We start from the raw sequence: 15,513 nt of genomic DNA, 5'->3' as shown, positions 1-15,513 counted from the left end.
TTGTTCTTCAAAAATCCTTTTCTTTAATAGAATCGGACTTTTTTGCGAGTGTATAAAGTTTTCTCGGATAGCCGAATCCTCCTGAAAAAGTAGGATAAGATAAACTTTTTTATGAATGAGTTTCTTTTTTAATACAATCTCGGATCTAAAAGTAGAATGATCAGTTTCAATTTCTCTAAAAAGTTTTCAGAGACGTATTTTACAGCAACCATACAAGCTAAATATATGTATAGTTATTTATTAATGCGACATGAAGATTTATATTTATTGAGTTTTTTCAAACAAATCAAAAACTGCAAGATCTCATTTTGATTTTGGGACAAATTCTTAAATTCGATAAATCTAATTTTTACTTTTTAGATTTTATAGAGATTCTCTATGAACATTAAAAATGAAAGGTCACCTAAATTGATTCAAATGGCCGATTTAACTACAAATTTTAATACTTCGGTTTAACGAAATTTTTCTAAATGAAAATCTTTTTTAAAAAAAAACGTATAGAAGCTCCGGATACCCTTGCACATCTTTATCTCAATCCGAAAAATTCTTCCTGGGCAAACTTCGGTTATTGGAAAGACACTACCGACTACCCTACTGCCTGTAAAGAGTTAGCACTACTTTTAGGTAGAAAAGCAGATCTGAAACCTGGGCTCAAAGTATTGGATCTGGGTTTTGGATGTGGGGATCAATTCTTTGTCTGGAAAGAAAAATTTTCTCTAAACTTTTCCGATCTAGTAGGCGTCAACGGCTCTTTCGTCCAAACTGAATTTGCAAAAAAACTGATAGAATCTAAATCAAATGTTTCCCCTAAATTGATTTGTTCTTCCGTCGAAAAAGCGATTCTTTCTTTTCCACATCAATCTTTAGATAGAATTTTTTGTCTAGACAGCGCTTCTTTCTTTTCCGATCGAATAGAATTTTGTAAACAGGCCTTTAAAATTCTCAAACCTGGAGGCAAATTAGTTTCCGCAGAACTGATTTTGAAAAATTCGAAACTGGGAATGATAGATTCTTGGTTTAGAAAAATGATTTGTAAATCCGGTTCGATCCCTAAAAACAACCGAGTTACACCGGATTCTCTTTCCCAACTTTTAAGATCTTCTGGCTTTTTGTTGGAAGGTTTTGATTTTTTAGAAAAATACATCTTTGAGGGTTTTTCAAATTTTCTTAAAATGAAATCGAAAGAATCGAGTATTCCCAAAGAAATCTCTCGTAAATATTCCTACTTTGCCGAGTTTTTAGGTGGAGAAAGAATGAAAAAATACTTTCAATTTGTTTTATATTCGGCGGTCAAACCAGACTAAAAACGTTCCGAATTTTCTACCCAACGTTTTACATCTAAAGAAGTGGATACCCCTGCTTCTAATAGAGGAATTCCATATCTTGCATAAGAGCCACAAAACCAGATTTTTCTTCCAGGCTGTTCTTGAAGAGCTTTTAGTTTCTCTACCGTTTTTTGATTTTTCAAATCGATGATCGGTCTTTCAAATCGAGAACGGGAAATCAAAGTGCCTCGTTTAGGTTCTTCTAATGGATTCCAGGTTTGAAAGATTTCAACCTTTCCAATTTCCGGAAGGACCTTGTTCAAACGAATCGTAGCAGAAGGTTTGTCTGTCTCCGGCGAAAGAGTAAAACAAAGTGGGGCCCAATGTCTTTTTTTATTTGGCATAAAAGAAGGATCGGTATGCATTAAAATTTCCGATTCTTCATAATGAAACGAAGACAGAAGCTCTTTTTCCGGAGCCATCTCATCTGGAAGCAACGAAATCGCCTGATTTGCCGGGGTGGCTATAATTACTCGATCAAATTCTTCTTTTCCGTCATCAAAAGAAACAAATACTTTTTTTCCATTCTGTTCTATCTTTCTAGGATTGGTTTTTAATCTAAGTTCTTTTGCTCCAATGGAAAGTTTTTCTGTAATGTCCTTGGTTCCATGACTTGCGGTTAAAAATCGTAAAAACTTCAGTCCCTTAGAATGATAACGAATCACCGCTTCCGCTGGATAATTTTTTGCACTTAGAATCGTACACGTATTAATGGTGGCGAACATTGGAATCAGATATTTATTTTCAAATTCTTTAGAATATCCGAATCTTTGTAAGAATCCGGAAATCGTAAGTTGTTCTCCACGCAGGGACTCTAATTGTTTTGCAGATTCGCCATAAAAACGAATTGTATCAGAAAAAATTTTTCTAGATTCACCGTTTTTAAAACAAACCGGAGAAACGAATGGGTAAAAATTTCCTCCGATCCCGATCGTAGCAAATTGAAAATAAGTAGTTCCGTCCCTTTCACTCAAAGAAAAAGAATAATCTACCGGTCTAAACTCAATTCCGGCTTCGTTATACATTTCTATTAGACAAGGATAATAATTTTGTTTGAACGCTCTAAAAGGAACGTCAAATCTAAAAACTCCGTCCTTTAAAGATATATCCGTTCCATGCGCATCCATTCCGGGAAGAGAATGACGTTCAATTAAAATTACGTCATGTTCTTTGCTTAAATACCAACACGCGCTTAACCCCGCGATTCCACTTCCTAAGATTGCGATTTTCATATTTGGTTCTTAATTTTAGATTTCTGAAAAGAAAACATAGGATTTTTTTCTTTTAAAATGAAAATCATATTTATACGTTCGAAAGATTTTTTGATAATCGAATCGATCCTCAAACTGAATTTTAGACCTTTAGTTGGTGTATAAGTTTGATGTTCCTTTTTTACTTGCGAAATAATTTCTATCCTCTTGCATACATTTTTTTGAATGAAATATTTGTCGGAAGAAAGTAAGTATTCATTCAACTTTAAGATCTAAATTTGTGGTAGTTCCCGCAATTTTTTAGAGTTCTTTCTAAAATCTCAAAATAAATCTATTTGAATATTTAACAAACGTGGTAGTTCCCACAATTTACCTCACATTGCGAATAAAAGCTTTTCAGTTTTGAGACATTTTCTGAATTGAATTGTAAATTTTAGTAGTTCCTACATTTTTCCAATTCTCTTCCGTTTATCAATTCTATATAATAAAGCTATTGCAGAAATTTACTCTACTTCAGTGTAAGAAAATTTTGGCAAATAAACACTTTAGGTCATAGTAGTTAAGCTCACGAATTTCATAGCTAAGATGACTTGCGGTCACTCTCAAACAGATTTTATGATAAAAATTTGCGGTATCTACGATATACTCTGAATAAAATCATTCTTTTTAAATTCGATAGAAGTTCCCTTAAATTAATAGTATAAGTTCTTTTTTTAGTAACAAATTTTTCTAAACTTCGAATTCTTTTAGTAGGATGTTTAATCTTAAAATTTTAATTTTTATCTATATTATATTTTTTTCTCCTAATTTAATGGCGACTCCTAAAACAGAAAAAGCCACATTTGCCGGCGGTTGTTTTTGGTGTATGGAAGGACCATTCGAATCTCTTCCCGGAGTTATCTCGGTCGTAGCCGGTTATTCCGGGGGAAAAGAATTCTATCCTACTTATCAGGAAGTAAGTCGAGGCAAAACGGGTCATAGAGAAAGTGTTCAAATAGAATTCGATTCTTCTAAAATTCGTTATGAAGAATTACTAACAGTTTTTTGGAATCAAATCGATCCAACAGACAATGGTGGACAATTTGCAGATCGAGGAAATCAATATAGAACTGGCATTTTCTATCATAACCAAACTCAAAAAAAAGCTGCCGAAAAATCCAAACGTGAAATTTCAGAATCCAAAAAGTTTCCCGGTTCGATCGTAGTCGAAATCATTCCTTTTACTTCTTTTTATCCTGCGGAAGATTATCACCAAAATTATTATAAAACCAATTCGGAACAATATAAGAAATATAAAAAATACTCAGGAAGAGAAGATTACTTAGAAAAAATGTGTAGGCAACGTTAAAACACAAGGAATCAGAATCGATTGTGTTCCACTCCAATTCCTTGTGTTTTTAAATCTGATCAGCAGAGACGAATCAAAAACATAGTAAGTCTTTGAAGTTTATCTCTTCCTTGTCCTGGTTGAGGCAAATCCTTTTCGATTGTTTTTCTATAAATCGCTTTGAGATGGTTCTTTAGAGTTCCTGAATGTACTCCAAGTTGTTGAATGAGACAAGCTCTTGTCTGCCCAGCAACTAAACGTTCACAGATTTTCGCTTCCTGACATGTCAGCCCGTATTCCCTTTGCAGTTGTGGGAAAAGAGATTCTTTAACTTTTGTGTTTTGAAAATTTTCGACGGGCATCGACTGTTCTTCGGTTGGAACTGCACTGACCTCGTCTTTCGAAGAAAGGTCTACTCTACATAAGAAATTTGAAATGTTTCCCGCTTCGTCTCGAAGAGGGGTAATCCTTTCCTTCCAAGCAATCGTTTCTCCTGATCCATTTCGATTTAAGAAATTCCCTTCGTATTCTTTGCCTGAAAGAATTGTTTTCCATAATTCTTCGTAAAAATTAGGGTCGTGTACTCCCGCTTGAAACAACTTTGGGTTCTGTCCAATCAGTTCACTTCTGCTATAACCGGAAAGTGTTTCAAATACCGGATTAATATATTCAATCATCCCGCACCGATTTGTTATAAACATCGCATGTGGATATTGATAAAAATAAGAAACTAAAATCGAAGAAAGGTTCATCATTTCTTTACCTCCTCGATTTTTACTTTCGTCGTAGACATAGATCTCCTCCATTTCTTAAGGAATAAACGATTCTTATCTATATTGAACCGCTATAAACATACCTAAGTATTTAGTTGGATTCGTCAACTAAGTGGCCTTCGAAAACATTCAGAAACATTGATAAAAATCAATAATTCAAATCCATTAAGTAATAGACCATCTTATTTAAACGCAAATATTTGCTTAAATTTTATTTCTACTTAATTAAGAGAATACTCTTCTCTTAATTAAATGTTTAACGAACAGGATAAAAATTATGAAAGAATGTTTAATGCCAAAAAAGTATCTTATTGGAATTGGAACTCGTACAAAAAATGAAAACGAAATGGGATCAAACGGAAACATTCCGAAGTTATGGGAAAAATTTTTTGGTGAAGTTCTACCTAAACTTAAAACCACAGACAAGTTCATCTATGCCGTTTACAAAGATTATGAAAGTGATGAAAACGGAGAATACTCTTATTTCATCGGAGTTCCTTCTGATGAAATAAATATTTTCGAAACAGTTCAACTTCCAGAAGGAAAATATTTGGAACTGACTTCGTTAAAAGGTAAAAGCCCCAATATAATCATTGAGCTCTGGCAAAAAGTTTGGACAAATTCGGATATAAAACGCAGAAGAGCCTTTGAAGTAGACTATGAAATTTATCCAATTGACTTTTCGGAGACTCCAGAAACTCAAGTCCACCTTCTTCTTTCCGTTAAAGACTGACAAGAATTAATAGTTAAGTACTTTATAAAGTTATTAACTATTAATTTATAATTTTCTGCACAACAGTCACTATGTTTTTTTAAGTTCTGTCGAACGAGCCGAGAGGACGTTTAATTCAATTCAGCAAGTTGCATTAATTTTTTATTCGTCAAGATTTTCTCTACGAATTTACGTTAACGAAAGAGTTATAGGTGCTAATCGAGTAGGTTTTTCAAGACAATTTCTCTGGAAAAATTGTAATTTGTAAGAGTTCCCACAATTGTTTTACAAGAAAACTTTTTCATAAAACGTGGTAGCTCCCACAAACCACAATTTACAAAAAAACTTTTGAAAATGTAAGAATCACTATTTTTAAAAAAATTTTCTCACACTAACTCATGTTAAAAACCAAATAAGTCCGTAAACTTCAGGCAAATTCGAATGAGAGTTCCCACAGATTAAGTCTCATTTCTAATTAGTCTGCGGTTTTTAATTTGTATTTTTGCTGTTGTAGTTCCCACATTTACAAAAAAGTCTCGAACCCTTCAATACAATTATAGCGCACACTAGGATATAACCCAATTTAGTAGACTTTAATTTCTGCTCAAAACCTATAAAAAATACCCAAGAGCTTGAAACCTCAGAAAATTTTACATGATAATTCTTTAGAAATTCTTAATAAAATATAGTAGTTCCTACAAATTAAGTCGCATTTGGCAATTTGTGAACTTTTGAGTAGTTCTGATGTCGTTCAATTTTCATAATAGTTCCCACATTGGACGGTTTTGAGATGAAAATTCATGATTCCAATTTTTACAGAATTAGTAACCAATCACCTTCTCTTCAAATCTAGAAAGAACGCCATTTTATCTAATTTCAACTTTCAAAATTTCATTTTCAAAAGAATTTGGCCGTATGACAAATCTTCAACTTGTAATTGGTGATAAAAAACTTTCCTCTTGGTCCATGCGTCCTTGGATTTTATTAAAAGAAAAGAATATTCCGTTTATTGAAATCTCTTTAACTCTAAACACACCAGAATTTTATGAAAAGATAAAACTCTATTCCAATGCAAGTAAAGTACCAGTCCTAATAGATGGAGACATCAAAATCTGGGATACTAATAGCATCGTAGAATATTTAGCTGAAACCTTTCCCGAAAAAAATCTTTGGCCTAAAGATAAAACATTAAGAGCCATCGCTCGTTCCATCGTCGCAGAAATGCATTCTGGTTTTTCCGATCTTAGAAAAAATCTACCAATGAAAATAATTGAAAGACTCTATGGCAAATCGTTTCCCGAAGAAGTTTGGAAAGATATTCAAAGAATTGAATCTATCTGGAAAGACTGTTTAAATTTATATCAAGGTCCTTTTTTATTCGGAAAAGAATTTACAATCGCCGACGCATTTTACACTCCGGTTGTGGGAAGATTCATCACATACGGAATAGAACTCGATTCAGAAGCAAATAAATACGTTTCTACAATCAGCGGTCTTCATTCTTATAAAGAATGGATAGAAGAAGCCTTAAAAAGTAAATAATAGAGTTTATAAAAACTACTCAGAATTATATGATAGAGTTTTCAATTCAACAATTTACACATTTATAATAGAGTAGTTGAAAAATTAATTCTCCTATCTGTTTCTATTTTATGGAAACGGTCGATTGAAATAGTTTTGTTAATCGGAACTAGGGAATTTTTCAACAACTCTAATTCTATAATGCAAATTCAACGTAAGAAAATTTGAGCGAATCCGGCTTTGCCGGACCGCGCTTTCAGCTGCAGTCAATAAATTGCATAAAAGAAGTGTAATACAATATTACGTCTTTAGTTTCAATTTAGAACACGATCTGTCGAGCGCCTGAGATACTGAGTTTGAGAGAGCGTTCTGCTAAGTTTCTCTACACTTCAATCGCTTTCGAATTAGATTATACCGAAGTTAAGCTAATCGACTCTTTATCACAACATTGATAGGTACTCAATTTATAGAAATGGATAATACGTCTTGTTAGGGATTCAAACATGATTAATTATAAAATTTTGGGACAAGTTCAAAGATGAAACTTTTGACTCTACAAAACATCAATTTCATGCAGAAATTTGATTAGCCTATCATTCATTTTGTATTTACAGAGGTTCACTTAAAGCAAATTTACATCATATTATTATTTTTTTATGTATTTTTTCTATGAAAATAAAACATTTTAATATATTAAATTACTAATTTATTGAAAATCAATCCCTTTGTAATCTAAGGGCGTTTAAAACTACCGAAACCGAACTGAGAGCCATAGCCCCACCCGCAACCCAAGGTGCTAAAAATCCTGCGGCTGCGATCGGAATACCTAACGTATTATAGAGTAGCGCCCAGAAAAAATTCTGTCGAATATTATAAACCGTTTTTCTGCTGATAGTAATAGCGTTTACAATTGAATTCAAATCCCCGTTTACGATCACTAAATCGGAAGATTCCATTGCCACATCCGTTCCGGTTCCCATAGCAATCCCAAGATCCGAAATCGCAAGCGCAGGAGCATCGTTAATTCCGTCCCCCACCATAGAAACCACTTTTCCTAAACTTTTTAGATTCTTTACTTCCATCGCTTTTTTCTCCGGAAGAACTTCAGCTAACACGCGTTCAATACCACAATCTTTTGAGATAACTCGAGCCGTTCTTTCATTGTCTCCAGTTATCATATAAACTTCTATACCCAAAGATTTCAACTTTTCGATCGTTGCCGGAGTAGATTCTTTAAGCGTATCTGCTAATGTCAATATAGCAGAATGAATTCCGTTCACACTCAAATGGACGACCGTATTTCCTTCTTCTTCTCTTATTCGTTTCAGATTGTTTAATTCTTGATTCAGCTCTATTCCTTTTGCGTAAAATAATCTCTCTGTTCCAATCAATATCCGATTTCCCTCCACAATGGCGGAAATACCTCCTCCAGGTATTGTTTCAAAATTTTCGGGAATCGCTAAAACAAGACCTTTTTTCTTTGCACTTTCTACGATCGCTTTCGAAAGAGGATGTTCCGAGTTCTGTTCAGCAGAAGCGGCTAACGTAAGTAAATTATTTTCTTTAGTCATATTCAAACTTTCTAAACTTTTCAAAACCGGTTTTCCATAAGTTAAAGTCCCGGTCTTATCAAAAACAATTGCATTTACTTTATGCAATATTTCTAATGCTTCTGCACTACGAAACAAAATTCCCATAGTAGCCGCTTTTCCAGACCCGGTTAAAACCGAAATCGGAGTCGCCAAACCTAAAGCACAAGGACAAGCGACCACAAGCACAGCAATTGCCTTTTCTAGTGCTACTGAAAAGGTAGAAGGCAAAATCCAAAAATACCATACACATAAAGTAATTACTGAGATCAAAACAATCACTGGAACAAATATTTCCGAAATTTGATCTGCAATCCTTTGAATCGGAGCCTTGGTTCCTTGGGCTTCTCGAACCGCTCGAATGATTCCCGAGAGCAAAGTTTCTTTTCCAACTTTTAAAGCCCTGAACTTGAAAGTTCCGTTTTGATTTAATGAACCTCCGTAAACGAAATTGGAAATTGTTTTTTCAACAGGAATGCTTTCTCCGGTTAACATCGATTCGTCGATGGTTGAACTTCCCTCTTCTATTATTCCGTCCACAGGAATACTTTCTCCCGGCTTTACCAAAATCAAATCTCCAGAGCGAACTGCAAGCAAAGGGATCTCTTGAATCTCTTTTTCTCTAATGACGTTCGCTTTTTTTGGTTGTAAATTTACCAAGGATTGAATTGCCTTCGAAGATTTACCCTTTACTATATGTTCCAACAATTTTCCAAAAAGAATCAAAGTGATCAACACAGATGAAGTTTCGTAATATAGATTCGCTGTCTTATGAATGTATTTTTCATTGAAAATAAATGTCAAATAGACGCTATAAAAATACGCGGCAGACGTTCCTAAAACAACTAGAACGTCCATATTAGCTCCCCCATTTCTAAGAGCGCGAAAACTACCTTTATAAAAAGAAGCTCCGATCCAAAATTGGATTGGGGTAGCTAAAACAAACTGTAACCAAGGATTCATTAGAAAAGATAAATATTCAAAATTTAGATTATTCTCAAAATGCCCAATCATACTTAAAAGTAATGGTAAAGACAAAAATGCGGAAACAATAACTCGAACTTTTAGTTTTTTGAATTCTTTTTTCTGAATTTCTCCATCTATTTCTATATCTTCGTGAACAACCGCACGATAACCTAAAAAATCTATTTTATCCATTAGAATTTCTTTTGAGATTGAAGATTCAAAATCTATCTTTGCGGTTTCCATTGCAAAATTAACTCTTACATCCTTAACTCCTGGTATTTTTTTAAGTCCTTTTTCAATTCTAAGTGCACAATTGGCACAGGTCATTCCAATTACGTCTAATGTTACTTCATTTAAATGCAATTCTTGTTGAACTTTCATCCTGGTTTATAACCTTTTTTTAAAATAGTTTCTTTAACCTTCGATAATTCTTCTGTAGTTCCTTTTCCGTAATAAACGACTTCCCGATTTTCTAAGTTTGCTTTTCCCGTAAATCCGGCTTCTTTTAAAGCAGACTCAATCGTTTTTAGACAATGTAAGCAGGTCATCCCTTCTACAGTTAGCCTGATTTCTTTCATTAGATTCTCTTCTTTGTTTACCTTAGAATATAACCTACAGTTGTCATAAACTCTTCTAAAATTTTTGAATCGTTTCCTCTGATCCTCTCTGTGACACAAGTTCGAATATGACTCTTAAGCAATCCCCTAGATACACCGTCTAATGCTGATTTTACGGAAGATATTTGATTAAGTACATCATCGCAATATTTTTCGTTTTCAATCATCCCTTGAATTCCTCGTATCTGTCCTTCTATTTTTTTTAATCTTAGAATCAGATTTTTACTTTCCTTTGGATCCGATATAAGTTTGTGTTTTGGTTTATGTTTCATATACTATACCTCCCTATACTATAGACTTTTGATTTCATTTGTTGGTTATTTATTTTTATACGTCTTCGTGTAAATACTTCGTGATTTTTTTTAGTTTTAGATTCAGTTCTAATTAATTTAAAACTTTTTAGAAAACCTTTCAAAAATATCTTAGAATCAGCTTTTACTCATCTCTATAAAATAAAGCTCTTGAAAAATTAATTCTTTTTGTTTATGAACCATTAAAGTGAATGAATCATGCTATTTCTCTAATATTAGATATGAAATTTTCAGAAACCCTATTATTAAAGTGTAAACTGTTGGGCTGGGTATTTTATTATGTAATTCCGAGTAATATCCTTTCTGTTTATGACTTTGTACTTCTTTATCAAATTACCAATTTGGCAATGCACATCTGCCTCCCGAACATTGATTTACTGTTGCACTGGTCGGGTATCCTCCTGAACCTCTTCTATTTTCTCCCTCTCCAGTGCAATTCATGTTAGAGACCATGAAGTCAAAAAGATTTTGATAAGCTTGTTCCAATTGTATAGTTACAAGTACGGTCAGAGTTCTATCTGCTTCTTCTAGATAATCATTAATTATCTGGACGATACTCGTACTAGGTGTTAAATATAGCCTGTAGAGTTCAAATGACATCGTAGACACTCTCGTTTGAATTACAATTAAGCCCTGAGAGGTCCTAAGAATTGGAAGAGCATGCCATCTCAAGGTTTCGTCTGATTCACGACGCTGCATTAACCCTAACCAAATACTTCCGGGAGGAGAATCTATAAGTGATCTAATGTGAGAATGCATATCAGACCGAGTAGTAAATTCACGAGAAGGAGTCCATTCATACTGAGGCATCATAGTCATAGCAGATACTAATGTCAGTAATCTAGTTGTATTATAGGCAGGACCATATGCTGTAGCCGCATCCGTCAGCATCGTGTCTAATTCCGGATAACGTTGTCTAAACGAGTCAAAAGGATCCGTATCGGGAGCGGTATTGAAAAAATAACCTCCACCCTGAAGAGGTCCATGAGAATGATACTCTTGGAGTTCTGCCAACATCTGGAAGGTCTGAAGCAGACAAACTCCGCATATACCATGGATCTGTCCCTCAGTCAATGAAGCTGAAGTTGCTATATCATAAAGTCTTCTTAACCACTCCTCGGTTAATTGAAAATCCGGTGGTAAAGTCCTTTTTATTCTTATATTATGGTTTTCTTTCTTACTAGCTGGACAATACTGATCTGGATTTACACCGTAAGAGTAACCAACTCCAAGCGAGATTAACAAAACTAATAATAAAACTATCCAACGACCCATTCTTACGCTCCTCTTTTCTAAAAAATTAAGGTTTGGTTATGTAACATCCATAACTACATAAGATAAATATAGTATTTCGTTAATCTTGTTTGAATCCGTTGATCGACAAGTCGACTATCCAAGTGAATGGAAAACATACAGTATCATTTACATCGTCTTTTCAACCGTTATCATATCTTCAAACAACACGAATTCTTTATAATTTGTATCTCTGATTGATCTTATTATCAGATAAACTTAAGAAGATTCCCTTACTAGATATAACTTGAAAAATCAGAATTCTAAAAATTAGGAGAACTGGTATTTCATTTTATTTTCGATTCGCTTTGAAAATTTTTTGTGTTTTATCTAAAAAGATCTGTTTTAAAGAACATTCTACATAAGTTGCATATAGATTTTCTAATGTTTCTAATAAAAAGAAATCGATTAAAATTATATTCATCATTTTCACCTTCTACCATCCTTTTTGTATTACTGATCTCTATCAATGAGTACCGTAAATGTTTATTGCAAAACTCTGTTTCAACTCAAAATACTAAGTATTTTATAGTTCTAAGTAGCGCGAATAATTCAATTTTATGAGTTTACTAAAATAGATATTCAGTCTTCAAGTTGTAATAGGATTTCAATATTTAACATCCATTTAGTTTTTGAATTAGAACATTTACAGCAATACACATCTGCCTCCTCCTCTTCCTGAACATTGGTTTACTGTTGTTCTGGTTGGATATCCACCTGAACCTCTTCTATCTCTTCCTTCTCCAGTGCAATTCCTGTTAGAGATTGTGAAGTCAAAGGTATTGTAATAGAGCCCTTCTAACTGTGCAGTTACAAGTATTTCCAAAGTCCAACTTGACATTTCCAAGTTATTCATCACTTGGACCGGGTCCGTAGTAGGTGTTGCAAATCGTCTGTAGGTAAAAAATGACAACGAAGCAGAATTCGTTGGAATTACCACTAACCCTTGAGAGGTTCTCAGAATTGGAACGGCATGACCTCCCGTAGTTCCATCCGGTCTACGAACCCTGAACATCGATAACCACATACTTCCGGGAGGAGAAGCTATAAGTGATGTAATATGAGATAACATCTCTGATCGAGTGGTAAATTCACGAGAGAGAGTCCAGTCATATTGAGGCAACATAGTTCGAGCAGATGCCAATCCCATCCTAGGCACGTTACCATCCTGACTATACACTATAGGTATATTTACTAACATCGCGTCCAATTCCGGATAACGTTGCCTAAACGAGTCAAAAGGATCTCTATCATGAGCAGTATTGAAAAAATAACCTCCACCCTGAATAGGTCCATGAGAATGATATTCCTGGAGTTCTGCCAACATCTGGAAGGTTTGAAGTAGACAAGTGCCGCATATACCATGGACCTGCCCCTCACTTGTAAATGAAGTTGAAATCGCTATGTCGTAAAGTCTCCTTAGCCATTCCTCGGTTAGTTGAAAATCCGGTGGTAAAGTTCTTTTTATTCTTATATTATGATTTTCTTTCTTACCAGCTGGACAATACTGATCTGTCTTTCCAAGATTACTAACTGTGTAACGAACCCAATTCAATAAATTTCTATCAACGATAAATAGAGAAGTCGGGTTATAGGTTGTATCCTTTTTCAAATAAGAAAGTTTAGCCGCATACGCAACACCCCAATTAGGTCCATACCTGGTAACCCTCAGTGCGTTGCCCTGATAATCCATGATCATCCCACCTTCTTCGGTTGCAAGATATACGTTCCAATAAGCTGGATTATCCTTACTGATAGGTGCATCACTACACAATGCCCACGTCACCCAATTCCAATCATAACTACCTACCCGAGAATACATACAAGAGAGCAATCCACTCACTGGATTGTATTGAGCAAGATGTCCACTTTCAGGATTGTAGTAAATAGGTGTCGTATTTTTATCCGAACCTCCTGAACGAATAAAATAACGATCACTTCCTAAATCCCAAGCGATGGAAGTCAAAATACTGATGTTACCGGGAGTGGCTACTGTATTGATCCAATCACTCATTGAAGAATCTAAGGTATGATTGTATCTATCCCCCGAGTTTTTTGAAATATAGGCATACCAATTATAATCTTTTAACCGATAACGCTTATCTGCTGTCCAAAAGGAATTGTCTTTTACGATCCATCTTTGCAGAGGATCATTGATTGTACAAGGTCTGAGGTGAACATAGTCCCAATTTGTCTCTCCCTTAACTACACTCTCTGGGACGGTGATACATAACCACGTGTTATTAATGTTATACGAAATTCTTTGAAACACGTCGTATCTTGCATTCATAACGTGCATTTGCCAACACTGTTCGATCACAATGTAACTTTCACCGCCGCTAAAATTAGGACCGTAACAAAATGTTCCACCACTACTTACATTGACTTTGATCGGTTTATCTTTTGGTTTATCAGTAGGTCTTTGAATGATTGAACTAGGAATATCATTCGATGAAATGGGAACAACATCTGGATTTACACCGTAAGAGTAACCAACTCCAAGCGAGATTAACAAAACTAACAATAAAACTATCCAACGACTCATTTTTACTCTCCTCTTTTTTGAAAAATTAAGATTTGGTTATGTAACCATCTATAAATACAGTAGTCTCTCTCATCTTGTTTGAATCCGTTTATCAATAAGCCTCCGAGTGATTGAAAGACATACAGTATCATTTACATCGTCTTTTCTATTGTTATTAATATCTTTAAACAATACGAATTCTTTATAATTTGTATCTCTGATAGATCTTATTATCAGATAAATTTAAGAAGATTCCCTTACTAGATATAACTTGAAAAATCAGAATTTTAAAAATTGGGAGAACTGGTATTTCATTTTGCTTTTGATCCATTTTAGAAATTTTTTGCATGCTATCTAAAAAGGTCTGTTTTAGAAAATATTCTACATAAGTTGTATATAGATTTTCTAATGTTTCTAATAAAAAGAAATAAGTTAAAATTATATTCATCATTTTCACCTTCTACCATCCTTTTTGCTTCTCAGTGAAAACAAAACTTTTCACTGTCAGGGATATTAATGAAGATAAATGATTATCTGTTTATTTTGAACATATATATGAATTATATTTGGGTTTTGATCTGTAATTGAAGTTCTTCCAAAAGCGAACACGATTGGTTATTCAGATTTTGCGTATCAAAATTTTAACGAGTTTATAAGAAACGAAAACTCATTAGACAAATAATATAGGAATAAATTTCTAAAGAAGGCAACCGAACCTCGAAAATCCGCAGTAAAATTGATACATTTGATATACGAAGACCTTTTCCGAAAAATAATTAGAACAATATAGAATGGAATTTCAAATTGACTGAATCATTGTAATGACTAGAACTTGCATCCCAAAACGCTCAACAGAATATATACTTTATATATAAAAGAATCGTTGAAAAATTAATTCCCCATCTGTTTTCGTTGCATTAAAATGGACAATTAAAGTAATTTTTCTGATCTTACACTACAGGATTATTCAAAAACTTTATTATATTAATTATTTTATATATTAGTAAAAAATTATACATAAAATCACCCAATACTTTACATTCCAATAGAGATCTTTATGACAAAAATTTCCGCTAATCAATTTTATAAAGATTAGTAATCCAGATAATTTAATAATTTATTTCAAATTTTTACACGATTCAAAAACCAATAAATCTTAAGTATCAAAATCAGACTACAACGTAAAAACCCAACATAATAGATTTTTTTTTACAAAATACGAAGGTGACGATCTCAAAATTCAACTTCTATAAAAAATCACCACCCTTGAGACTGCAATCAGATGAAAATTCATTTTAAAAAATTTAAACATTCCTATGAATTCATATTTAATATATAAAATAT

14 protein-coding genes are annotated in these 15,513 nt (G+C 33.8%); 4 read left to right on the top strand and 10 right to left on the bottom strand.

Going from position 1 to position 15,513, the window contains the following annotated elements; genetic code table 11:
- The first annotated feature begins 470 nt into the window (after window positions 1-470).
- Complete coding sequence (locus tag BW942_RS09645; RefSeq protein ID WP_000688305.1) at window positions 471-1,304, top strand: class I SAM-dependent methyltransferase; 834 nt, start codon at window positions 471-473, stop codon at window positions 1,302-1,304.
- Here BW942_RS09645 and BW942_RS09640 read toward each other — a convergent pair.
- Both BW942_RS09640 and BW942_RS09635 read right to left on the bottom strand, forming a co-directional pair.
- Complete coding sequence (locus BW942_RS09640) at window positions 1,301-2,557, bottom strand: NAD(P)-binding protein (RefSeq protein WP_000684307.1); 1,257 nt, start codon at window positions 2,555-2,557, stop codon at window positions 1,301-1,303. The genes BW942_RS09645 and BW942_RS09640 overlap by 4 nt on opposite strands.
- Window positions 2,554-2,799: a hypothetical protein gene (locus BW942_RS09635; RefSeq protein WP_001008156.1), complete on the bottom strand. Its 246-nt coding sequence runs from the start codon at window positions 2,797-2,799 to the stop codon at window positions 2,554-2,556. Before BW942_RS09635 ends, BW942_RS09640 begins: the two co-directional genes overlap by 4 nt.
- A gap of 491 nt (window positions 2,800-3,290) precedes the next feature.
- Between BW942_RS09635 and msrA the strand changes: the two genes are divergently transcribed.
- Window positions 3,291-3,884, top strand: a complete 594-nt coding sequence (msrA, locus tag BW942_RS09630; RefSeq protein WP_000482620.1) for a peptide-methionine (S)-S-oxide reductase MsrA — start codon at window positions 3,291-3,293, stop codon at window positions 3,882-3,884.
- Between the two features lie 59 nt (window positions 3,885-3,943).
- Here msrA and BW942_RS09625 read toward each other — a convergent pair whose 3' ends face one another.
- Window positions 3,944-4,669: a PAS domain-containing protein gene (locus BW942_RS09625; protein ID WP_000391357.1), complete on the bottom strand. Its 726-nt coding sequence runs from the start codon at window positions 4,667-4,669 to the stop codon at window positions 3,944-3,946.
- Window positions 4,670-4,913: 244 nt separating this feature from the next.
- On the opposite strand from BW942_RS09625, the gene BW942_RS09620 reads away from it, so the two are divergent.
- Both BW942_RS09620 and BW942_RS09615 read left to right on the top strand, forming a co-directional pair.
- Window positions 4,914-5,369: a GyrI-like domain-containing protein gene (locus BW942_RS09620; protein ID WP_000656643.1), complete on the top strand. Its 456-nt coding sequence runs from the start codon at window positions 4,914-4,916 to the stop codon at window positions 5,367-5,369.
- Between the two features lie 894 nt (window positions 5,370-6,263).
- Window positions 6,264-6,890, top strand: coding sequence for a glutathione S-transferase family protein (locus BW942_RS09615; RefSeq protein ID WP_000183410.1), 627 nt, complete (start codon window positions 6,264-6,266; stop codon window positions 6,888-6,890).
- 695 nt (window positions 6,891-7,585) lie between these two features.
- Here BW942_RS09615 and BW942_RS09610 read toward each other — a convergent pair.
- The 7 genes from BW942_RS09610 to BW942_RS09580 all read right to left on the bottom strand — a co-directional run bounded on the left by BW942_RS09610 (window position 7,586) and on the right by BW942_RS09580 (window position 14,620).
- Complete coding sequence (locus BW942_RS09610) at window positions 7,586-9,805, bottom strand: heavy metal translocating P-type ATPase (RefSeq protein ID WP_001982140.1); 2,220 nt, start codon at window positions 9,803-9,805, stop codon at window positions 7,586-7,588.
- On the bottom strand, window positions 9,802-10,002 hold the full coding sequence (locus BW942_RS09605; RefSeq protein WP_000659127.1) for a heavy-metal-associated domain-containing protein: 201 nt from the start codon (window positions 10,000-10,002) through the stop codon (window positions 9,802-9,804). Before BW942_RS09605 ends, BW942_RS09610 begins: the two co-directional genes overlap by 4 nt.
- A 17-nt stretch (window positions 10,003-10,019) precedes the next feature.
- On the bottom strand, window positions 10,020-10,313 hold the full coding sequence (locus BW942_RS09600; RefSeq protein WP_000681098.1) for a metal-sensitive transcriptional regulator: 294 nt from the start codon (window positions 10,311-10,313) through the stop codon (window positions 10,020-10,022).
- 372 nt (window positions 10,314-10,685) lie between these two features.
- The gene (locus BW942_RS09595; RefSeq protein WP_000533980.1) at window positions 10,686-11,627 is read right to left on the bottom strand and encodes a DUF1561 family protein; all 942 of its coding nucleotides are present in this window, start codon (window positions 11,625-11,627) and stop codon (window positions 10,686-10,688) included.
- Window positions 11,628-11,937: 310 nt separating this feature from the next.
- Window positions 11,938-12,069 carry a DUF1563 domain-containing protein gene (locus BW942_RS09590; RefSeq protein WP_001021442.1) on the bottom strand — a complete coding sequence of 44 codons (132 nt, stop codon included), beginning with the start codon at window positions 12,067-12,069 and terminating at the stop codon, window positions 11,938-11,940.
- Between the two features lie 222 nt (window positions 12,070-12,291).
- Window positions 12,292-14,190: a DUF1561 domain-containing protein gene (locus BW942_RS09585; protein ID WP_082279640.1), complete on the bottom strand. Its 1,899-nt coding sequence runs from the start codon at window positions 14,188-14,190 to the stop codon at window positions 12,292-12,294.
- A 181-nt stretch (window positions 14,191-14,371) separates the two neighbouring features.
- A complete protein-coding gene (locus BW942_RS09580) occupies window positions 14,372-14,620 on the bottom strand; it encodes a DUF1563 domain-containing protein (protein WP_170870526.1) in 249 nt (82 codons plus the stop codon).
- Window positions 14,621-15,513 lie beyond the last annotated feature (893 nt).

The sequence above is a fragment of the Leptospira interrogans genome (assembly GCF_900156205.1).
Taxonomy (GTDB): domain Bacteria; phylum Spirochaetota; class Leptospiria; order Leptospirales; family Leptospiraceae; genus Leptospira; species Leptospira interrogans.
This window is presented reverse-complemented; position numbering and strand designations above follow the sequence as displayed.